Annotated in this window: 20 protein-coding genes; 7 read left to right on the top strand and 13 right to left on the bottom strand. The window is 71.6% G+C overall.

The features are described from left to right. Window positions 1-27: 27 nt before the first annotated feature. Window positions 28-873, bottom strand: coding sequence for a hypothetical protein (locus tag ACIA8O_RS37300; protein WP_396298509.1), 846 nt, complete (start codon window positions 871-873; stop codon window positions 28-30). A gap of 138 nt (window positions 874-1,011) precedes the next feature. Between ACIA8O_RS37300 and ACIA8O_RS37295 the strand changes: the two genes are divergently transcribed. Both ACIA8O_RS37295 and ACIA8O_RS37290 read left to right on the top strand, forming a co-directional pair. Next, window positions 1,012-1,506 carry a hypothetical protein gene (locus ACIA8O_RS37295; RefSeq protein WP_396298508.1) on the top strand — a complete coding sequence of 165 codons (495 nt, stop codon included), beginning with the start codon at window positions 1,012-1,014 and terminating at the stop codon, window positions 1,504-1,506. Window positions 1,507-2,006: 500 nt separating this feature from the next. After that, entirely contained in the window at window positions 2,007-2,768 is a 762-nt protein-coding gene (locus ACIA8O_RS37290; protein ID WP_396298507.1) for a DUF6461 domain-containing protein, read from the top strand. Here the strand turns inward: ACIA8O_RS37290 and ACIA8O_RS37285 are convergent. Next, window positions 2,741-3,385 carry a hypothetical protein gene (locus tag ACIA8O_RS37285; RefSeq protein WP_396298506.1) on the bottom strand — a complete coding sequence of 215 codons (645 nt, stop codon included), beginning with the start codon at window positions 3,383-3,385 and terminating at the stop codon, window positions 2,741-2,743. The two genes, ACIA8O_RS37290 and ACIA8O_RS37285, sit on opposite strands and share 28 nt — an antisense overlap. A gap of 80 nt (window positions 3,386-3,465) precedes the next feature. Next, a complete protein-coding gene (locus tag ACIA8O_RS37280; protein WP_396298505.1) occupies window positions 3,466-5,832 on the bottom strand; it encodes an NACHT domain-containing protein in 2,367 nt (788 codons plus the stop codon). A 129-nt stretch (window positions 5,833-5,961) separates the two neighbouring features. Between ACIA8O_RS37280 and ACIA8O_RS37275 the strand changes: the two genes are divergently transcribed. Together ACIA8O_RS37275 and ACIA8O_RS37270 are read left to right on the top strand one after the other, a co-directional pair. Then, window positions 5,962-6,171 (top strand): hypothetical protein, encoded by a 210-nt coding sequence (locus tag ACIA8O_RS37275; RefSeq protein WP_396298504.1) that lies wholly within the window; start codon window positions 5,962-5,964, stop codon window positions 6,169-6,171. 108 nt (window positions 6,172-6,279) lie between these two features. Next, window positions 6,280-6,858 (top strand): hypothetical protein, encoded by a 579-nt coding sequence (locus ACIA8O_RS37270; protein ID WP_396298503.1) that lies wholly within the window; start codon window positions 6,280-6,282, stop codon window positions 6,856-6,858. 335 nt (window positions 6,859-7,193) lie between these two features. Here the strand turns inward: ACIA8O_RS37270 and ACIA8O_RS37265 are convergent, their stop codons facing one another. The 7 genes from ACIA8O_RS37265 to ACIA8O_RS37235 form a co-directional block, all read right to left on the bottom strand. After that, a complete protein-coding gene (locus ACIA8O_RS37265; RefSeq protein WP_396298502.1) occupies window positions 7,194-8,984 on the bottom strand; it encodes a cytochrome c biogenesis protein DipZ in 1,791 nt (596 codons plus the stop codon). A 197-nt stretch (window positions 8,985-9,181) separates the two neighbouring features. Continuing rightward, entirely contained in the window at window positions 9,182-9,883 is a 702-nt protein-coding gene (locus tag ACIA8O_RS37260; RefSeq protein WP_396298501.1) for a GNAT family N-acetyltransferase, read from the bottom strand. Beyond that, window positions 9,880-10,584 (bottom strand): M24 family metallopeptidase, encoded by a 705-nt coding sequence (locus tag ACIA8O_RS37255; protein WP_396298500.1) that lies wholly within the window; start codon window positions 10,582-10,584, stop codon window positions 9,880-9,882. Before ACIA8O_RS37255 ends, ACIA8O_RS37260 begins: the two co-directional genes overlap by 4 nt. A 35-nt stretch (window positions 10,585-10,619) precedes the next feature. Beyond that, on the bottom strand, window positions 10,620-11,387 hold the full coding sequence (locus ACIA8O_RS37250; protein ID WP_396298499.1) for a methyltransferase domain-containing protein: 768 nt from the start codon (window positions 11,385-11,387) through the stop codon (window positions 10,620-10,622). A 40-nt stretch (window positions 11,388-11,427) separates the two neighbouring features. Further along, complete coding sequence (locus tag ACIA8O_RS37245) at window positions 11,428-12,102, bottom strand: pyridoxal 5'-phosphate synthase (RefSeq protein WP_396298498.1); 675 nt, start codon at window positions 12,100-12,102, stop codon at window positions 11,428-11,430. A 62-nt stretch (window positions 12,103-12,164) separates the two neighbouring features. Beyond that, entirely contained in the window at window positions 12,165-12,494 is a 330-nt protein-coding gene (locus tag ACIA8O_RS37240) for an NUDIX domain-containing protein (protein WP_396298540.1), read from the bottom strand. Between the two features lie 24 nt (window positions 12,495-12,518). Then, a complete protein-coding gene (locus tag ACIA8O_RS37235) occupies window positions 12,519-13,898 on the bottom strand; it encodes a replication-relaxation family protein (RefSeq protein ID WP_396298497.1) in 1,380 nt (459 codons plus the stop codon). A 385-nt stretch (window positions 13,899-14,283) separates the two neighbouring features. Here ACIA8O_RS37235 and ACIA8O_RS37230 point away from each other — a divergent pair, with 385 nt between their 5' ends. Then, entirely contained in the window at window positions 14,284-14,568 is a 285-nt protein-coding gene (locus ACIA8O_RS37230; protein WP_396298496.1) for a hypothetical protein, read from the top strand. A gap of 60 nt (window positions 14,569-14,628) precedes the next feature. Here ACIA8O_RS37230 and ACIA8O_RS37225 read toward each other — a convergent pair whose 3' ends face one another. Continuing rightward, entirely contained in the window at window positions 14,629-15,219 is a 591-nt protein-coding gene (locus tag ACIA8O_RS37225; protein ID WP_396298495.1) for a contractile injection system tape measure protein, read from the bottom strand. Window positions 15,220-15,767: 548 nt separating this feature from the next. Here ACIA8O_RS37225 and ACIA8O_RS37220 point away from each other — a divergent pair. Beyond that, the gene (locus ACIA8O_RS37220) at window positions 15,768-15,971 is read left to right on the top strand and encodes a hypothetical protein (protein WP_396298494.1); all 204 of its coding nucleotides are present in this window, start codon (window positions 15,768-15,770) and stop codon (window positions 15,969-15,971) included. 261 nt (window positions 15,972-16,232) lie between these two features. Here the strand turns inward: ACIA8O_RS37220 and ACIA8O_RS37215 are convergent, their stop codons facing one another. Both ACIA8O_RS37215 and ACIA8O_RS37210 read right to left on the bottom strand, forming a co-directional pair. Beyond that, entirely contained in the window at window positions 16,233-16,529 is a 297-nt protein-coding gene (locus tag ACIA8O_RS37215; RefSeq protein WP_396298493.1) for a hypothetical protein, read from the bottom strand. Between the two features lie 273 nt (window positions 16,530-16,802). Next, complete coding sequence (locus ACIA8O_RS37210) at window positions 16,803-18,011, bottom strand: hypothetical protein (protein WP_396298492.1); 1,209 nt, start codon at window positions 18,009-18,011, stop codon at window positions 16,803-16,805. Here ACIA8O_RS37210 and ACIA8O_RS37205 point away from each other — a divergent pair. After that, entirely contained in the window at window positions 17,976-19,400 is a 1,425-nt protein-coding gene (locus tag ACIA8O_RS37205) for a PP2C family protein-serine/threonine phosphatase (protein ID WP_396298491.1), read from the top strand. The genes ACIA8O_RS37210 and ACIA8O_RS37205 overlap by 36 nt on opposite strands. Window positions 19,401-19,439 lie beyond the last annotated feature (39 nt).

Here is a 19,439-nt window from a genome sequence, read left to right as displayed (position 1 = left end):
ACTGCCGAACGAGGGAGAACTCCGGAGCTACGGAACCCGGACCACAGCACCGGAGGTGAACCACTGCACGAGGGTAACTGCCAGGTGCACAGCCATCTGGGCAGCCTCCTGGCTCTCCGGCCGGGTTACGGTCTGGGCACCGTGCCGGCTGGTCTGCCCCTGCCACAGCAGCTGCAGCATCGCCAGCAAGGGAGCAGGATCACCGCCGTTCGGGCCGCCGTCGATGGCCAGCTTAAACTTCGCTGGGGAGTTCCTGACCACTCCGATCATCGAACCGAGCGTCGCCATCGTGTTGTTCGGCTCCACCACGGCATGGGCGGCCGACTCGACTGCCTTGATGGCCTGGCTGTATGCCTCGTGCGGACTCGGGCTGATCCCGTACGCGGCCTGCCACGCCGCCTTCAGATGATCCGCAGCCGAGCCGGCCGCCTCAGCGGACGCGGCGCCGGCACGAGCGGCACCGGCCGCCGCAACCGCGGTGTCGTCCACACGCCGCTGAAGGGACAACTGGTCTTCCGCCACCGCCCACGCTGACCCACCCTCAGTGAGCAGGATGTCCAGATCCCTGACACGCACATGAAACGGGACCCTGACGCCGATCCCGTAAAGGGGCAGGAGTGACAACGTCGCATCCACGATCTCCAGCAGCTGCAACGGATCGTTGGTGCCCAACGCGGCCACCTTGTAGGCGGAGAGGGAAGATGGCAGGCGCAGTCGCAGCACCAGCCTCGTCGTGAGCTCTTCCTCGGAGAGGGTCTCCTTCACCCAGGTCCGGACGAAGCCGTCAAGGTGCTCGGGAACCCCCTCGAACAGTGCTTCGGGCTCCGCATCGGGGTTCAGACGGTCGGTCAGCCGCCTCCACGGTTCGCTCATGACCAGAGGCTACGCCTGAGATCTTCAGGGAAGAGAGGAATTTCGGGCCTCTCGGACTCCAGTGGGCGTGGGAGTCCCCTGTCCTGGGCAGCCTGGTCCGACTGGCACATCGCCAGTGCCCGGAGAAGGGATGCGCACGTGCGCGGCACCAAGAAAACCGACCACCGTGCAGAAGCCGAGCAGCTCACCTCCGACGCTCAGGGCAGGACGGGCAGCGACAGCCTGACGGATGCCGTGGGCGAGGGACTGGCCGCGATCGCCCACACCTTGCTGGGCAGCCTCGCCAGCCAGCGAGGACCCCAGGTGTGGCTGGAGGTCTCGACCGGGCAGACAAACGTGAGCACCATGCAGATACGTACCGACCGAATCGTGGGTACGCGGGTCCGGGCCAAGGCGGATGAGCAGCAGCAGTTCGTCCTGGAGGTACTTGTCCCCGAGGTCTCGGAGCCGGGGCCGTGGTTGGCGGTCGCCGAGGGAACCGGGGAATGGTTCGAGCTGAACGCGAGCGAACGGCTGCTGAACCTGATCCAGGAGGTCACGCGGGACGACGAAGATCCCAACGCGCCGGTGTCGGTGATCCGAGTCTTCGGGCAGGCGAAGGACAAGAACGAGCTCGACTTCGAGCACTTCTAGCGACGGCGTAACGCCTCCGGCGTCAGCTCCAGTGGCGACTCCTCCTTCCCCTCGATCACACCCCGGCACGTCCAGCACGGGCGGAGCGCAGCGTTGGCGGTGCGGGCCGCCTCGAGCTGCTGCTTGGCCTTGGCCTCCCGCTCCCTCTTGCGGCGTTCCTGGTGCTGCTCGTGGCGGTCCCAGCAGCGGCCACCAGGGCAGCGAATCCACTGACCGCACCGGCCCGGCCAACGAGCGACGGCAACGCTCGTCGCCGCAAACCCGCCCCAGGGCGGAAGGCGGCCGGCCACCGACACCGCCAGGAGCGGCCTCGAGGCGGCTCACCCGGCCGCTCCAACCGCCCGCACCCGGAAGATGCCGCTGGCAACGGTCACCCCAGCCCGGATCCGGGAGGACCTGGTCGCCCTGCCGGCAGAGGTGGTGCGGAGCGATCGGACCGGCCGTGTCACCGGTTCGTCATAGCCTGAACGGTCGAACAACGTTGAGGCGGGGAGACGAACGTGGGCATCCGGTGGTTCAACGACGAGCAGATGCAGTGGCTAAGCGGACTTCTGCTCGCCAAGGGGGTCGGCCCCCAGGAACTGGCCGCCCGGTTGGGCGCCGACCCGGGCGCGGGCCTGATCGACCGTCCACTCACCCACGGACAGGCATCGGAGATGATGCCGGGCAGTGGGAGAAGCCCGGAGTGCGACGGGATGGTCCGGGTCGGCGCGCACAGCGAATGGTCCTTCGCCCTCGAGTACGGCGCGGTCCGGGCCCAGGAGCGGCTGGCCGAGATCTCCCAGGGCGGGGCGGAGGTGTTCCACTACCAGCCCTCCCCCGAGCACCCGCCCACCCAGGTCGCCTACGCGGCGGACGGGCGGGTGCTGGTCGGCTTCGGGCTCCTGGAGGAAAACCTCCGCGGAGGCGAGCAGCCGGACCTGCTGCTGGCCGACCTGATCGCCGCCGGCGTCCTGACCCCGGACGGCAGGCCGCACCCAGGCACCGACTACCGCGCCCGCAAGGACCGGAGCCTCGGCGTGCTGGAGCGGCGGTTCGGCCTCGGCCTCCCGCAGGAGGTGATCGGCGACCTGCCGCTGACGGCCTACGCCGTGCGCGGCGTCCAACCCCTGGCCACCCGCCGCGAGGTGATCGCCCAGATGTCCACCTGGGCAGCCGACCACGGCATCACCTTCGACCCGCACACCGAGCGAGTGCCGATCGTCCTCCTGGAGATGCACGCACAGGCCACCGGTCACCCGATCAGGCTGCCAGACCAGTGAAGAGGACAAAACAACACCACCGAGACCAGGCCCCCCGCCGAGCGCGGAGAACATCCGGCACCCCGGTTTCCGGGAGGCCCTCCAACGTGCCCTGGGGGGCCTTCCAAGGTGGGCTTCGAGGAGGTAAGTATGACCAGGGAGCGGCAGGCGGCCAGCTGCTCCCGGAGGGTGGGCAGCGGGAGCACCAGCGGGCCGAGCTTCTTGTCCCTGCGGGTCTTCGCGCGGTGCGGGCACTCCAGCCGGTTGGGGCCGGCCTCCTGCGTCAGCTCCCGCCGCGAGCCCTCCTTACCCCCGATCGAACCGCGGCACGTCCAGCACGGGCGCAGCTTCGCGTTGGCTTCGCGGGCTGCCTCGAGGCGCGCCTTCGCCTTGGCCTCCCGCTGCTTCTTGCGGTGTTCCTGGATCTGCTGGTGGCAGTCCCAGCAGCGGCCGCCCGGATGGCGGACCCACTGCTGCTCGCCTCGGAGGCCGTACACCGTGGTGGTCTCCAGGCGCGGTACGTCGCCGCAGTCGGAGCAGGCCAGGGTGGCCATCAGCTCGGCGTGCTCCTGGCGGGCCTTCTCCTTCCGGGCGGCCTGGCGCTCGTCGTAGGCCTCGCGGGTGTGCGGGCTGTCCAACGCCTCCAGCAGGGGGGACCGCCCGGCGCGGCCGAAGTGAGTGGGGTGCCGGTAACGGTGTCCAGCTGTTACTGAGCCGGTCAGTCGCGGCGCGACGGGATGGATGTGGTTCGCGTGCTGAGCCAGTTCTGGAGTTCCCGGTGGCGGAACTGGTAAGCGGCTCCGGACACCCGGAGCAGGCCGGCTCCGTAGGCCCAGCGCAGAAACCGGCCTAGCCGCCAGGGGAGTTTCCCGCGCGCGCAGAGCAGGAACACCAGGTAGCGCCGGCCAGTTCCGGTCAGGAAGTACAGCCCGGCCAAGAGGCCGAGGACGAGGAAGACGGCGAGCGCTTCGAGGGTGAGCGGCGGCCCGTGAGTAGCAGCTCGGAGCCCCTTGATGGCGAGTGATACGCCGAACAGGAGAACCACTGGCGCGAACACGAACCCGACCAACAGGTCATCGCGGATCGCGAGGTGCGGATCGGGACGAGGTTGGACAACCGTGCCGACCGAGCGACCGTAGGTCAGCTTCCTCCACCATTCCGCTCGGGCATACTCGCCAAAGCGAGTCAGCGGCACAGCCGTGCTTTCCCAGGCGACCGGCCCTGTCAGTCCAATCAAAATCCCGAAAAGCAGTCCGGCCGGGAGGCCGATGCCCACGCAGGCCGCAGTCGCGACCGCCATAACCGCGAGCGGGTTGGGTAACTCGGGCATCTCGGGCTTGTCGAGGAGACCGCCGAGAGCCCCGGCCAGAGTCACGAAGCCCGCCATGAAGAGGCCGATCAAGCAGCCCGCCGTGCCCGCTCCGACAAGGCGCCGCCCCATCAACCGCAATCCGGCGAGGGTGCCCAACCGTCCGAGCTGCGCGGCTCGCGGCACGAGCCGGCGCTTGCAGGCACGCAGGCCGAGAGGCACGACCAGCAGCACGGCGTTGGCCATCCATATCCTGATCGCAACGGGCTCCGCCAGCCACGCCCACCCGCAGAGGAGGGCGACCCACAGCAGGACCAGCAGGAGTTCGGCAGTCCGTACCCGCCAGGGCATGAGCTGCCAAAGCTCGTACAGGTACAGGTCCGTCGCAGGCCCTGGTGTCCCGGCGGTGGATCCGGCTGCCAGGACACCGAGCCAGCGGCGGGTGTCCTCGACCGGGTAGCGGTCGGGGGCGGTAGGGTGCTGGGCCGACGCTGAGGGGAGGTAGAGCTCGAGCAGGTGCTCACCCGCCTGCTCGGCGGAGGTGAAGGCGAGCAGGTCGGCCGGGTCGCGCCGGTAGGCGAGTTCAGCGTCGCGCTGCTCGTAGACGGTAGCTGCCAGGTTCAGCCGCCATGGAGTGTTCAGTACGGCGGCCAGCGGGCCCGGTTCGGGTGTCCGCAGGTGCCGAAGTACCGGTTGCCAGCGTTGGGGGTCGGCGGTGCGGTCGGTGAGGTAGGAGACTGCCTCGACGGTGGACACCGCTTCGATGCGGATACGGGCCGCGTCCCGCATCCGCACTTGAAGGGCTGCCAGCCGTTCGTACACTTCGGTGCGGCAGGTAAGGACCACCGGTGCGCTACCTTGTGCGTCCTGGTAGGAGTTGAGCTCCTCCAGTGCCTGGTAGGCGCGGCTGCGGGCGAGGGGGGTGTCGGCCGCGTCCATCTCGTCCAAGCCGTCGAGTACCGGAAGGATCCGGCGGCGCTCGATCAGGGAGGCGGCCCGGCGGCGGCTAATGCCCTCGCCGGCGAAGCGGTCGGCCACCTGCTCGGTCAGCCACCGCCGGAGCGGCAGCCCTGGAGGCCAGTCCGCCATCGAGAAGCGCACCGGGACAGGCCCGGACCGGGACCGGTTCGAGAGCAGCGCCAGGATCAGGTGAACGGCCAGCAGCGTCTTCCCGGCGCCGGCGTCGCCGGTGATCACCAGACGGGCCGGTCGCAGCCCGAGGTAGAAGGTCTGCGCGTCGCGCAGGCTTCCCTGCTTCGGGGCGCCGACCGCGTTGTTGGCCGGCTCGGGGAGACACCGGAACACCAGGTCGATCCGGTGTCCGCCGGGCCCCAGCAGCCGGGAAACCTGTTCCGTCTCGTCGGCGAGGACCCGGCCTGCGATCCGGGCCACCGCCTCGTCCGTCCGGGTGTCACCGGTACCGCCGCCCCCCGATGGCTCGCCCTGAACAGGCAACGGGCTGGAGGAGACGGACTCGACGGCGGCCGAAGGCGGCCGTACTGCGCTGTTCGCGAGCAGTTCGAGAAGACGGTCCCGGTCCAGCTTGAGGCAGTCCGCCAGCTTCGCGACAGTGAGCGCGCTGGGAGGCGGGGCGCTCATGCTGAACGCCTGGATCACGGTGGTCTTGCCCAACCCCGTCCTGGCCACCAGCTGGGTCTTCGTCAGCTTGCGGCCAGCTCGCCCCCGCTCCAGTTCCTGGCGCAGCAGGACGAGTGCGCCGCGCCCCGTCGTGGTGGCCGGGGCGTCGGCGAGCCCGAAGTCGTCCTGCTGAGCCACGTCGCCCCCCGGCACACGGTCCGCCTCGGTTCAGAAAGGTTCACGAAGGTTCAGCCGAACCTCGGCGAACCCCTTCGAGAGCAGTGTCCTCCCTGGCAGCACGTCACACCCAGGAAACGGAGACTCCTCGTGAACAACTCGACCAAGGTGGCCGTCACCCTGCTCGCCGCGGCCGTCATCGTGGTCCTCGCACTGCTGGTGGGCTGGGCGGCCGGGCTGCTGGCCCACCGGGAGGGGGCCGGCCCCTCGCAGGTGATCGGCCGGGCAGCGTTCGCCTTCGTCGGCACCCTCACCCTCGCCGCAACCCTCACACTGACCATCGACCAGGTACTCGGGTAACCACGACACCTCGCACCAGGGAGCAGCAGGCGAGCAAGCCCGCTAGGCAGCACCAACCAGCCGCCGGGGCGGTTACCACGTCCCGGCGGCAGCCCCCCGCTCGTCCTCGTGACGACAGGTCCACCGATCTGTGCTGGCCACCGAGACCCGGCACAGCAGGCATCCACGACGCCTTCATCACCGACGCCCGCACCCGCGGCGAGAGCGGCGGCCTACTCGACCCGGTCCCGACCCCACCCACTCCATCGGCCCGGACACGCAGGCGTACGAGCCCGCCGCCGTACTCGCCTACACCGCCACCACCGCCGGCGGCTGCGCGCCTTCGTCGAGCTCCACCGGCCGAGCGCGGGCACCGAGCAGGCCGCCGAGCAGCTGGCCGCCTGCGCCCGCCCCTGGCAGCACCCCGGCCCCGACGGCACCGGCCAGGCCCGCGAGCAGCGCTGGCGGACCTTCCCCACCCTGCTGATCGTCCTCACCGGCACGGCGGCCACCGACCTCGACGCGGCGGTGGAGGACCTGCTACTCGCCGCCGAGGAGAACCCCACCACCGCCGAACTCCTGGCCGCCGTCCCGGCCGGCGCCGCCCGCCTCGAAGACCTGGCCCTGCACGGGCCCGCCGCCCCGGTGTGGCACCCGCTCGGCAGCGAGCGTCGGGCACCGATCGGCTGGACCGAGCTGCAGGCCTGACCCGCCCCCTCACCTTGATGGCCCGTCCAAGGTTCTGGGCGGGGCATCAAGGTATCCGAGGGCCGACCGTCACCAATGCTTTGACCTGCGATGTTGCCCGGCTTCCAAGGTTCTCGGAACCGGTGGCGGGGGCGTCTCCAAGGTACCCGGGAGGCTCTCCAAGGTGCCCGGCGGAGCCTTCCAAGGTGAGCATCAAGGTGTACGGCCGAAAGACCGTCAAGGAGTCGAACCGGAGCGCGCAGCGTGCATCAAGGTGGCGAAACGCTCGCCCTTCCCCGGGGCCAAAGCCGCCCCATGCAAGGCCACGTCACCAGCTCAGCGCGTCGAAGCGCGCTCTAGCCAAAGGTGAAGGCGAAGGCCTGGAGTCCGGGGGTCAGGCGGAGTTCGAGGTGGGCCTGGCGGGCCGTGTCGTCGTCGGTGAGCCGGTAGAGGGTGGGGGTTCCGTGGATCTGGAGGGTCTTGGTCTGCCGGCCGTCGACCAGGACGGTGACGGTGCCTTCGCCGGCGAGGACGAGGTTGGCGTTCTTGGCGCGGTAGGTGAAGGCGAGGCGGGCGTCGGGGCCGGCGGTGAACTGTTCGTAGCCGGTGGTCCAGGTGCCGGCGAGGGAGAGCCGGCCCGGGGGGAGGTCGCCGGCGGGGAAGGCGTAGGTGGTCGCCGTGTCCTGGACGAGTGCGGGGGTGCCGGTGTAGCCGCGGATGCCGGTGGTGCTGAGGTAGGTCTCCGGTGTGCGGTCGGCTGCCAGCTCGTCGTTGGCCTGCCCGGTCGCCGCGGGCAGCTGGACGGTGGGATCGGCCTGCCGCAGGAGGTCGCGGATCAGGTTCTCGGTCTGGGCGTAGCGGCCTTCGCCGAAGGTGAAGTAGCGGACGGTGCCCTGGGCGTCGATGAGGTACTTGGCGGGCCAGAAGCGGTTGCGGTAGTTGTCCCAGGTGTCGAGGTCGTTGTCGAGGGCGACGGGGTAGGTGACGCCGAGCTTGCGGGCCTGGTCCGCGACGTTGCCGGGGTTCTTCTCGAAGGCGAACTCGGGCGAGTGGACGCCGATGACGGTCAGGCCCTTGTCCCGGTAGGCACGGTCCCAGGCCTCGATGTGGGGCAGGCTGCGCTGGCAGTTGATGCAGGAGTAGGTCCAGAAGTCGATCAGGACCACTCGCCCGCGCAGGGCGGCCAGGTCGACAGGCGCTCCGCCCGGGGTGTTGAGCCACGTGGCGATGCCGGCGATCGGCGGGGCGGTGCCGCAGGAGCGGAGCTCGTCGACGCCGTCCTCGCAGCGGGCGAGGTCCTTGTTGGAGTCGTCGAAGAGGCCGGAGAGCTTCTGGCGGGCGGTGTCGTTGTCCTCGACCTGCTTCTGCACGCCGGCGGTGTAGTTGGGCAGGGCCCGCTGGAGGGCGGTGGTGACGTCGAACGCGAGCGCGAAGGCCAGCACGATCATCAAGAGCCCGGCCGCGATCCGAAGCTTGCGGGCGCGGGTGCGGAAGGCGGCGACGCGCTCGGAGACCCGGCGGCCCGCGAGGGCGAACACCAGGAGCGGGATCGCCGTGCCGACGGCGAAGGAGAGGGTCAGGGCGACGATGCCCGCGTTGATCTCCCCGCGTGCGCCCGCGACGGTGATCGCGGCGAGGACCGGACCGGCGCAGGGGACGTAGAGCAGTCCGAGCCCCAGACCGAGGACGAAGGCGCTGCCCTCCTGGTTGACCCGCCGTTGCGGGATCCGGGAGAACGGCCGCTCCAGCAGGTGCTCGACGGGCGGGAAGACCAGCCCGAGGCCGATCAGCACCAGCAGCGCCAGACCGGTGTAGCGCAGGACGTCCTGCGGCAGGCCCAGCGCCGAGATGATCGTGACCCCGAGCAGGGTGAAGAAGCTGAAGCTCAGGACCAGGCCGGCCACGACCGCGTACGGGCGGCGGTTGCGGGTGCGGCCGGGTGCGGGCGGTGCCTCGGGGGCGCTCGTCAGGACTGTCCCGTCGTCCGGCTCGGCTCCGGTCGGCGCCGAGCCCTGCGCGGTGGCCGGTGGTGGGGGTGCGCTACTCGGGCCGCCGGCGAGGAAGACCACGGGCAGGACCGGCAGGATGCACGGCGAGACCGCGGTGATCAGGCCGCCGAGCATGCCGATCAGGACCAACGTGAGCATGGGGACCGCTTCCGCCTGAGGCGACGCCGGATGCGCCTCCTCCAACGGGAATTCGAGGCCGTCCACAGCTCAGATGGGTGCCGACGACCGTCCGGGCCCACCTGCGCGGCACCAGCACGGCCGACCCGTGGCGCACGCGAGCACTCCGGCGCCGCCCCACCCCTTCCAGCCACACCCTCAGCTCTACGTGCGGGGTCTTAGAGTGCCGCGGTGGCCCCGGCAAGGCGGGTGATCTCGGCGGCGACGGCGGCCGGGTCGGTCGGGACGGTGACGTGGGCGACCGCGTCCAGGCTCGGGTGGGTGCCGACGCGGACGGCGTGTTGGGCGTTGCGCAGGAGGTCGTGGTCGTTGAGGTCGTTGCTGCGGTAGGTCTTTCCGGGCCACCGGATCTCGTCGGTGTCCGCGAAGCCCCACCCGGTGTAGAGCCGGACCAGGTGGCCGGCCGGTCGTGCCGTGTCCAGGCCCACCGAGTGGGCGCCGGCCCGGCGGGCCCAGTCGAAGCCGGTGTCGCGCAGCAGCCGGGCCAGGCCCGGCCCCCGGTGCCCGGGGTCGACAGCGAGCTGGTTGAGCCACGCCCGGCCCGGCTCGCGGGCCTGGGCGGTGAGTGCCCGCAGCCCGTCCTCCGGCGGCAGGGAGATCGTGCTGGTTGCCGCGATCACACCGTGGTGCAGCAGGACCCAGGAGGCACCGGCCGAGGCCCGGCGCAGCGTTGTCCCCTCGTCCTGGTGGGCTGCGGTGAAATTCAGCCCCGCCGCGGCGAGCTCGGCGTAGGCGCGGTGCAGCAGGGCGGTGACGGCGGACGTGTCCGCTGCGGTGAAGCGCCGGATCTCCCAGTCGCGTGCCGTCCTGCCCGCCTTCGTCGGCCCGAGGCCGGCCGTAGCGTCATCCTGCGCTGTCATGCGAGGTCGAGGAGTTGTTCGTGGAAGCCGCCGAAGCCGCGCTGCTCGTCGACGAGGTGGATCTCCAGGATCCAGTGGCAGTGCCAGCCGGCCCGGTCGGTGCGGCGCAGCGGGGTGTGGTTGTCGGGGGTGATGTAGGACTCGGCCTTGGCGCCGTCGATGGTCTCGTGGGGGAACTCGCCGACCAGGTGGCCGGCGTGCCAGCCGCCGAGGGTCCAGCCGCGCTCGGCTGCCAAGTGCTCGATCCGGGCGTACAGCTGACCGCCCGTGATGTGCGGGTCGGCGTGGAAGGCGGCCCGGCCCGCGGTGAAGACGGTGGAGAGGTCGTCGCGCAGGCGGTGCTTGTCGGGGTCGTCGCCGAAGACGAAGGTGCGGCCGAAGTCGGCCTCGTACTCCTCGAAGATCGGGCCGAAGTCGGCGAAGGCGATGTCGTCCTCCCCGATGGTCCGGTCCGGCGGGTTCTCCTTGTAGGGGAACATGGTGTGCGGGCCGGAGCGGACGATCCGCTTGTGCCAGTGCTTGGTGGTGCCGAACATCTCGTTCGCCAAGTCCCTGATCCGGTCGCTGACTTCGCGCTCACCGGCCCCTGGCGCCACCAGCCCTCGCGCCGCCACCTCGGCGAACAGCCGCTCCGCCTTCGCCTGCGCCGCGACCAGCCCGAGGGCTCGCAACTGCTCGTCCATCCGGTCCGGTGCTCCCATGGTGACGTTCCTGTTCCTGTAGCTGTTCCGGTTGGTCACGGGGTCGCGCGCACGAGGACGAGCGCCCCTTCGTGGCTGGCCTGCCGGCGCAGGTGGCCCAGCCGGGCGTCCCAGGCACTGGAGGCCAGGTCGTGGCGGAGGGCCCGGTCGAAGCGGTCTCGGACCGCGTCGCCGACCAGGTCCCAGGCCGAGCCGGCCTGCCGGGCCGCCGGGTCGAGCAGCCGCTCCGGCCGGCCGTAGTACGCCTCGTTGAAGTCGTCGGTGCAGTCGAGCGGGACCGGCACGGGACGGACGCTCACCCGCCCGCCCAGGAGGGATACCAGGTCGGCGACCGGCGGGTAGCGGACGGCCTCGGCGTCGAGCACCTCGGGTGCGTAGGCGTGCAGCCAGAACTCCCGCACCAACAAGGGGTCGTGGGTGAGGATCACGGCCGGGCCACGGGTCACCCGGCGCATCTCCCGCAGGCCCACCGCCAGGTCGGTCCACCGGTGCACGTTGAGGATCGCCATCGCCGCGTCGAACGCGCCGTCCACGAAGGGGAGCTCGCCGACGACGGCGTCCACCGCGGGCATCGGTCCGACCGCCGCCCGCGGCGCCGCCGGTGCGGTACGCGGCCCGGCCGCCACCGCACCGCACCGCGCACCGGGGCCGGTGATCACGTTCAGGACCGTCAGCGCGCCGCCAAGCGCCTCCGCGACCACCCTCGCCACCCGCGGATCGGGCCGCCCGAGCACACCGCTCCCGACCACAACGCGTTCGGGCCGGACGGCCCCGGAACGGACCTGCTCGAACGAGACGGTCACGGTGCCCTCCCCCTGTCCCTGCCTTGTGCCCCTGCCTCGCTCAGGACCAGATCCGGTACCGCTGCCAGTGCTCGCCGTCGCGTTCGTAGCGCAGTCGGGTGTGCGCACGGCTGCGCGCGGCCTGCCAGAACTCCACCCTGGTCGCGGCCAGGGTGTAGCGCGTCCAGGCCGGATCGACGAGTCCCGGCTCCTGCTCGATCAGCGCCAGCGCCTTGTCCAGTGCCCCGTCCGGGCCGGCGTCGGTGTCCTCGACACGCCGGCTCTGCCTGCCCGTCAGTGCCTCCGCGCGGGCGGAGGGCGAGCGAGCCAGGAAGTCCGCCGCGCTCTCCTCCGCCGTCCCCGAGGTCACCGATCCCCTCACTCGCACCTGGCGTCCGAGTTCGGGCCAGTAGAAGGTGAGCGCCGCCTGCGGATGCCCGGCCAGCTGCTCGCCCTTGGGGCTGAGCGCGTGCGCGGCGAACTGCCAGCCCGCCGCGCCGACGCCCTTCAGGATCAGGACCCGCGCGTCCGGGTCGCCGGCCGCGTCCACCGTCGACAGCGTCATGGCGTGCGGCTCCCGCACCCCGTCCGCCACCGCCTCCTCCAGCCAGGCCACGAACAACCGCACCGGATCGCCAGGCGCCAGGGCCGGATCGAACTCCGGCAACGGCCCGGCGAACACCTCCAGCCCCCGCAGCCACTCCTGCGAGGTGTCCCGCTCCGGTTCCCCGGTCATCCTCAGCTCCTCTCGCCTCTTCAGGAGAGTCTCGCATTTGCAAGGAAGAGAAGTAAGAGTGGCTAGCAGATGCTTGTCAGAACAGCTATCAGCTTTACAGGTACGCACCCAATGGCCCGTACAGATCTACAAGCCAGGAGCGGAGCCTGCCGCACGGGGCCAGCATCCGGGGAGCGCCTGCAGCGGCAGCCGCCTCGACCAGCCGCACCGAGCTCTCCTCCCACCAACAGCCGAAGCATCGCCTCGCCCAGGCCGAGCTCTTCGAGGAGCTCGCGGTGCAGGACGGTGCCTGGGTCTTCGCCGGACTGGAGGAGGCCGCCGGGCAGGCAGTGCTCGGCGCCGTCAGGGCGCTCCCGCCGGATCAGGGCCAGGCGGCCGTCGTGAAGCAGGATCGCGCACCCCCGGGTAGCGGCCGGTCAGGTCCGGCGCCACCAGGAGCCAGCCCGCCTCTCCTCGGCCGCTGCGGCTTCGGCTGCGGCCCGCTCACACTCGGCCTCCGCCGGTGCCTGTGCCCGCTGGTCGGCGTCGGCCTGGCGGCAGGCATCGCACAGGCCGTCGTCTCCCCAGACCCCGGCCCGGACCATGTCCGCCCACCGCTGGTCGGAGAGCGTCGCCGAGCAGCGGCCGCAGGCCGGACGACGGCGCTCACGCTCGGCCGCCTCCTCGGCTTCCTGCCGGGCGCGATCGGCTTCCCTCCGCCGCAGCTCGGCCGCCACGCGCTCCCGCTCCGCCTGCTCCCGCTCGAACTCCACCCGCAGCCGCTCGGCCTCCTCCCGCCGCCGGTGCAGGGCGGCAAGCTGGCGCTCCAGCAACTGGTCGCCGTCCGGGTTGTCGAGCGCGTCGGCGAGGGTATGCCAGCCAGGGCGGCCGAAGCGGATCCACACCTCGCCATCGGCGCCGAAGCGGCGCAGGTGCGACAAGGTGGTCGCCACCACGGGCAGCGCCTGATGGTAGTAGCGGGCGCTCACCCCCTCCTTCCGGGCGGCCGAGGGCGCCCAGAGGTTCTCGGAGGCCGCCTCCACCGCCTCGATCCGGCCCAGCAGCCGCTTGTCGTCGCGTTCCTGCTTGGCCTTCTTCTGCGCGGGGGTGAGCGGCTTGGTGCCGGGGCGGGGGCGCTTGCGGCCGGCCTCCAGGACCAGGGCGACCGGGGGCAGGCCCTCGCGGCCGGTGGCCGGGTATAGGGCCGACCACAGGCGCAGGGTGTTGACCGCGGGTCCGGGCTTGGCGAGGGAGGCCTCGAAGTCCTTGCGGCTGACGCCCCGGGCGGGCAGCTCGCACCAGGTGCGGTAGGCGGTCAGCTTCTCTAGCAGCGTCCCGTTGCCCTCGTTCTCCCGGTCGACCTCCACCAGCAGCACCGGCACGTTGGCGCCGGGGTCGCGGAGCACCAGGTCCGCGAAGAGGGTGCGGCGGCCGGGCAGCTTGTGCTGCACCTCCGTGGAGAACGCCTCCAGGTGGCCGATGCCCGCCTTGGCGAGCAGCCCGGCGGTGGCCACCACGTCCAGGGCGTGCTCGGAGTACGCGGCAGCCCGCTTCTCGCGCACCGGGCGGGCCGCGGCCAGCTTCGCCCCGGCCGACAGGAGCGCGGCGGCGTCCCGGCGGCCGGCCGGGGTCAGGCACCAGAGCTTGCGGCCGTCCGGCAGGCGCAGCTCCTCGCGGACCTTCCCGGCATCCCGCAGGTCGCCCAGGGCGTCGCGGATGGAGCGGTCGGATCGCTGGTGGGGCAGGACGAGCGGCCACAGCTCCCTGGGGGTGGCCCGCTGGAACAGGCCGAGCGCGGCCAGCACACCGCCCCGCACCGGGGCCGTCGATCCGCGCTTCCACTCCCCCTCCTTCTTCTCCGCGCTGCTCCGGTCTTCGACAGCGGCAGCATCACGGACGCGCAGGAGAGAGGGAGAGGAGTTGTCGCCACGACCCGACCCCCTTGTCCCCGGCCCCTGGCCTGCGGCTGTCCCGTTACGGGGCGGCAGGGCCATGGAGGTGCGGGCGGAGGCGCCCGTGGAGGTGCCGGACGAGGCCGGCGGCAGCGCGGCGGGGAGATGGCCGTCGGCCTGGCCGCCACCGTCGGGCCGGATGGCGGTTCGGGTGGTGGGGATGTGGCTGGATCTGGCCTGCGGCCGCTCAGCACCAGGGGGGCTGTACGTAAGATCCCAGTTGATCTTCACCTCGATGGGAGCGCCACAGATGACCGACGAGACGAACGTACTGCTTCTCGCGGGGACCGACGCCGATGAGAGCCCGGCGGCGATCGCGGCGAACAACGGCCTCATCCCGGCGGGTGCCACCTCCGCCAACATCCACGAGCTGGTCACGATGCTCCAGCGGAACAGTGTCGAGAGCGCCCACGTCGGATCGTGGAACGGCCAGGCCGGCGACTTCGTCCTGCGCGGCAACGGCGCCCTGCACCCCTACGACGCCTTCACCAACGATGCCAACCACGCCTTCGCCGTGCGGCCGTCCAAGGACTGAGTGGGCGTTGAGTCCGTTTCTGGTGGCGGCCTTGTCCATCGGCAGGCGGACCACCCCGGCTCAAGCCTGGGCCGGGAGCTGGGGCAGCTCCCAAGAGATCTTCAACGGGTTGTCCAGCCAGGGGTACGCCACCTGCTCCAGAGGCCACGGCAGCCCCCAAAGCAGTATGTCCCCAGGGTGCAAATCCACAGAGACGGTCGCTCCACTGTCATTCGGCAGCACCTGCCCAGGTCGCTGCAGGTAGAGCTGGCGCAGGTCCTGAACGGTGACCCCTCTGAGGCCAGTGCGCGACTGCCCAGCGTGGAATTGGAGCTGGATCAGCTGATTGAGAGCGGCCGCCAGCTGCTGATCAAGCTGAGCACGAAGATCAGCCAAAAGCGGCTCGGCGGTCGGGGCGTCCGTGTCCGACGGCAGGCCGACCAGCCAGGTGCTGGTCGTGCTGCGCCGGCCCGTGCTTCCGTTCCCGTCCGACTCGTCGCCCCACGCGACGTAGTCGAGGGCCTGCGCAGCCCGCAAGCGGTCGGCGTCATCAGCGAACCCCGCCGGCGCGTCCTCGCTGCTCTTCGTCAGCAGCCCGGCGGCATGCAGCCAACGCGGGATGAGCGGCCAGACAAGCACAAGTCCCGCGCTGGTGACCGGCACCGGCTCCATGTATGTCTCCACATTTCGTTCAGGGCCCACCTACGGTGAGTTCCTGGAGGATGCTGCGACGTCTGTCGGCCTGACCCTAGCTCCCGACGATCATCGTGCGCAGGGGATTCGAGGACGCCAGCCCGACCGCCCCCATCAGCACGCTGACCTGACAGGGAACACCACGGTGCCCTGCCCGGCGGTGCGGCGGGGAAGCGGCCATGGTGATCATCACCCGTCCGCGCACGGGAGACTGGGTCAGCGAGCAGCGCCAAGCCGCGCGGCATAGGCTCCCTGATCCCGACTCGCTCCCAGGCGACGCCCAGCGAGCGGGCCGCCGCCCAGCTGCTGCACCTTCGGTCGGCGACCGTGCCGGTCCTCGCTGCGGCCGCCGCACTGATCGCCCCGCAGCTCGAGGCCCCGGCCCCGGACACCCGCGAAGCCGCTGGCACCGGCCACGCGCGCTTGCTCACCGCCATAGAGGACGTCTGTCCTCTGACAGGCGATCTTGACCGTTTGCCAGGTGATATTGACCGGCACAGTCGAACGGCTGTCGGTACGGTCAGCCCATGGAACAGCTGCCCGAGAGCGTGGACCGTCACATCCTGGACGAGCGCATAGTCCGGGCCTTCAAAGAGATCATGGACGCGACCGGCTGCACGCTCCACGAAGCGATCGACATCTTCGGGGTGCGGTACGAAGAGCTCCGCCGCGACCGGCCGGACGACTTCCAGGTCAGCCGTGAGGAGTACGGCCACAACGTCTACACCTGACCTGCGGCCCCCAGCCGGTCAAACTCACCTGGCAATCGGTCAGGGTCGCCTGTCAGAGGTCAACGTCTCGCCCAGCCGGTAGCCGATCGCCTGTCCCAGCACTCTTGCAAAACGCTCCCACCAGCAAAAACGGGGTGGGACTGTCCTAGGACAGTCCCACATCCGTCCCAGCGAAACGCCCGAACCGGACAGCTTGGGACGGGGGTAGAGCAGGCTGGGACAGCGCGATCCGCAGGCGCGGACGGCCCGACGGTGGCCGGCTCAGGTGAGGACCGGCAGGACGATCGGCTTGAACGGGGCCGCGATGGCCCCGTCGGTGACGAAGGCGTAGCCCTCGCGGTTGTCCTCGTCGGCATCAATGGTGGGCTGTCCGCCCATGACCAGGTACTGCAGCCGCTTCGGGTTGTCCTTGGATGCGCGGACCGCCTCCGGGAGGATCTCGACCGGCCCGGTGAACTGCAGGCCTCGGGTCACGTAGTCGACGATGCCCGGCACCGCGAGAAACGCCTTCGTGTCGTCGGCGGTGCACGGCCGGTACTGGCCCCAGTCCTCTGCCACGGCGGTACTCCCTTCGCAGGCCCGGCTCCGGACCCATCAGACAATCACAACCCGGGCATCGTCCCAGCCCGCCCCTACCTACGGGGCCCGAACTCGCGAACGTCACCCGGACGGGCGCCGACAGCGGCCGTCCGGCCGGTCGGTTTCGGGGGCTCAGTCGCCCGGGCTGCTGCTCGGCGGCCTGGGCCGCTTCGCGCTCGGCGCCGAGGCGGGCGGTGGTCATCTCGTAGCGCAGCACGTGGGCCTTGCGCACCAGGCGGCCGGTGTCCGCGGTCAGGTCCGGCGCCACCAAAAGCTGGCCCGCTTGGCCTCGGCCGCCGCCGATGCTGCTGCGGCTTCGGCGGCGGCCCGCTCCCGCTCAGCCTCCGCCTGGGACTGCTGGTCGGCGTCGGCCTGGCGGCAGGCGGCGCACAGCCCGTCGTCCTTCCAGGCCCTCTCCTTCTCCGCCCACCGCTCGTCGGTGAACTTCGCCGCGCAACGCCGGCAGGACGGGCGGCGGAGCTCGTGCTCCTGCCGTTCCTTCTCCTGGCGGGCCTGCTCGATGGCGGCCTGCTCGACCTTCAGCAGCCGGTCGCCGTCCGGGTTGTCGAGCGCGCCGGCGAGGGTGTGCCAGCCGGTACGGCCGAAGCGGCGCCAGATCGCCGCGTCCGCACCGCGCTCGCGCAGCAGCGGCAGGGTCGTGGCCACCACCGGCAGCGCCCGGTGGTAGTTGCGGGCGCTGATGCCGTCCTCCCGGTAGCGCGGGGCGTACCAGAGGTGCTCGGAGGCGGCCTCGACCTGTTGGCCGCGGCGCACCAGCCGGCGGCGGTCGGCCTTCTCCTTCTCGGCCTTCTGCTGGTCGGTGAGCGGGGCGCTGCCGGGCCGGGCGCGCTTGCGGCCGGCTTCGAAGACGAGGGCGACGGGCGGCGGCCCCTCGTGGCCGGTGGCCGGGTAGAGGGCGGACCACAGGCGCAGCTCGTGGGTGCGGGCATCGTGGCGGGCGAGGGCCTTGTCGAAGGCGGCCCTGGTGGCGCCCTTGGCGGGGAGTTCGCACCAGGCGCGGTAGGCGGTGAGCTTGTCGACCAGGGTGCCGATGCCTTCGTTCTCCCGGCCGACCTCCACCAGGAGCAGCGGCACCGCGGCGCCGGGCTCGCGCACCATCAGGTCGGTGAACAGGGAGCGGCGGCCAGGCAGCCGGTGCTCCACCTCCGTCGAGAACGCCTCCAGGTGGCCAATGCCCGCCTTGGCGAGCAGCCCGGCGGTGGCCACCACGTCCAGGGTGTGCTCGGAGAACACCGCCCCGGCGCCCTCCCGCTCCGGGCGCAGCGCGGACAGTTTGGTCCCGGCCGGGAGCAGGGCGGCGGCCTCGCGGCGGCCGGCCGCCGTCAGGCACCACAGCTTGCGCCCGTCCGGCACCGCTCCGTCTCCCCGCTGGCCGGCGCCTCCCTCGGGCTGCCGCTCGCCGCCTTGGGCCTGGCCCTGGCGCAGGTGCTCGCGGACCACGGCCGGCACCCGCTCGCCGTCGGCTTCGCCGTCGTCACCCTCATCGGCTTCGGCACCATGCTGGCGGTGGCCCCGCAGATGGCCCGCTACCTCGCCGCGATCCCGCGCCCCCACCTCGGGGTGTACGCGGCGCTGCTGCCCTCCGCGATCCTCTTCGGCACGGCGGCCGCGCAGGCCATGCCCTACACCTCCCCGGCCGGTGCGGCGCCCGCGCCCGGGCAGGCCCGTGAACTGCTGTGGATCGCCACGGTGGTGGTCGCGGTGGCCGCGTGCGTGCTCGGCCGGCCGGTCGTCGCGCTCGCGGTGGCGGGCGCCTCGCTCCTGCAGTACGCGATGGTCCACGGCGAGACCAGCCAGCCGGTGAGCATGATCGCCGCCCTCGGCGTCGGCGCCACGGCCGGGGCGGTGGCGTGGTCCCGCCGCGAGCAGGCCGAGCGGCTCTCCCGTACGCGCGAGACCGCCACCGCCCTCCAGCACGCCGTGCTGCACCCCATCCCCGCCGCGCTCGGCGAGCTGCGCCTGGCCGGGCTGTACCGTCCGGCGACCGTGGGCACCGCGATCGGCGGTGACTTCCTCGAAGCCCTCGACACCCGCTACGGCACCCGCATCCTCATCGGCGACATGCGCGGCAAGGGCCTGCAGGCCGTCCAGACCGTCACCGACCTGCTGGGCTGCTTCCGCAGCCAGGCCCACGAGACCGAGGACCTCGGCGAGGTCGCCGCCTGCCTGGACCGGCAGGTCCAGCGGGCCGCGGTCTCCCGCGGGGACGCGGAGCTCTTCGCCACCGCCCTCCTCCTCCAGCACGAGACCGGATCACCGGACCTCCAGGCCGTCAACTGCGGCCACCTCGCGCCCTTCGAGATCACCGCGGACGGAAGCCGCGAACTGTCGCTGCAGGCCGAACTTCCGCTCGGGTTCGGTCTGCTGGGCGCCGGCGGCTGCGCCCGTCCGCACCCGATCCCGCTGGCCGGCGGAGCGACGATCCTGGCCCACACCGACGGCCTGGACGAGGCGCGCAACTCCACCGGCGAGTTCTACCCCCCTCACCCGACGCCTGGACAGCGGCCCCGACCACGCACCCGAGCCACTCGTCCACCACCTCGACACCGACGTCCGCGACTGGACCACCACCTCGCCGACGACATCGCGATCATCGCGCTCACCCGAACGGAGACGCCGACCACGTTCCGCCCGGCGAACGTCTCCGCCCCGCAGCCGACGCAAACACTCCTCAGCGGAGCTCCTGACACCCCGACAGGCCCCACCCAGGTCGTCCAACTCGGCGACGGCGACCATGCAGCGAGTGGTCGGGCAGGCAACGGTGAAAATCAGATACCGCCACCGGAAAGGCATCACCCCACCGGGCCACTCGGCTGCGGTCACCGGTAGCGGTGAACCGGAAGGTCTGTTTGCACGCAGACGAGCGCA

Origin of the sequence: Kitasatospora sp. NPDC051853 (assembly GCF_044452665.1) — a bacterium.
In the GTDB taxonomy this organism is placed as follows: Bacteria; Actinomycetota; Actinomycetes; order Streptomycetales; family Streptomycetaceae; genus Kitasatospora.
This window is presented reverse-complemented; position numbering and strand designations above follow the sequence as displayed.

Coding starts and splice junctions, on each gene's coding strand:
- ACIA8O_RS37230 (WP_396298496.1), top strand. CDS start 14,284: ATGACCGACGAGACGAACGTACTGCTTCTCGCGGGGACCGACGCCGAT.
- ACIA8O_RS37300 (WP_396298509.1), bottom strand. CDS start 873: ATGAGCGAACCGTGGAGGCGGCTGACCGACCGTCTGAACCCCGATGCG.
- ACIA8O_RS37245 (WP_396298498.1), bottom strand. CDS start 12,102: ATGACCGGGGAACCGGAGCGGGACACCTCGCAGGAGTGGCTGCGGGGG.
- ACIA8O_RS37225 (WP_396298495.1), bottom strand. CDS start 15,219: ATGGAGCCGGTGCCGGTCACCAGCGCGGGACTTGTGCTTGTCTGGCCG.
- ACIA8O_RS37265 (WP_396298502.1), bottom strand. CDS start 8,984: ATGCTCACGTTGGTCCTGATCGGCATGCTCGGCGGCCTGATCACCGCG.
- ACIA8O_RS37220 (WP_396298494.1), top strand. CDS start 15,768: ATGGAACAGCTGCCCGAGAGCGTGGACCGTCACATCCTGGACGAGCGC.
- ACIA8O_RS37255 (WP_396298500.1), bottom strand. CDS start 10,584: ATGGGAGCACCGGACCGGATGGACGAGCAGTTGCGAGCCCTCGGGCTG.
- ACIA8O_RS37260 (WP_396298501.1), bottom strand. CDS start 9,883: ATGACAGCGCAGGATGACGCTACGGCCGGCCTCGGGCCGACGAAGGCG.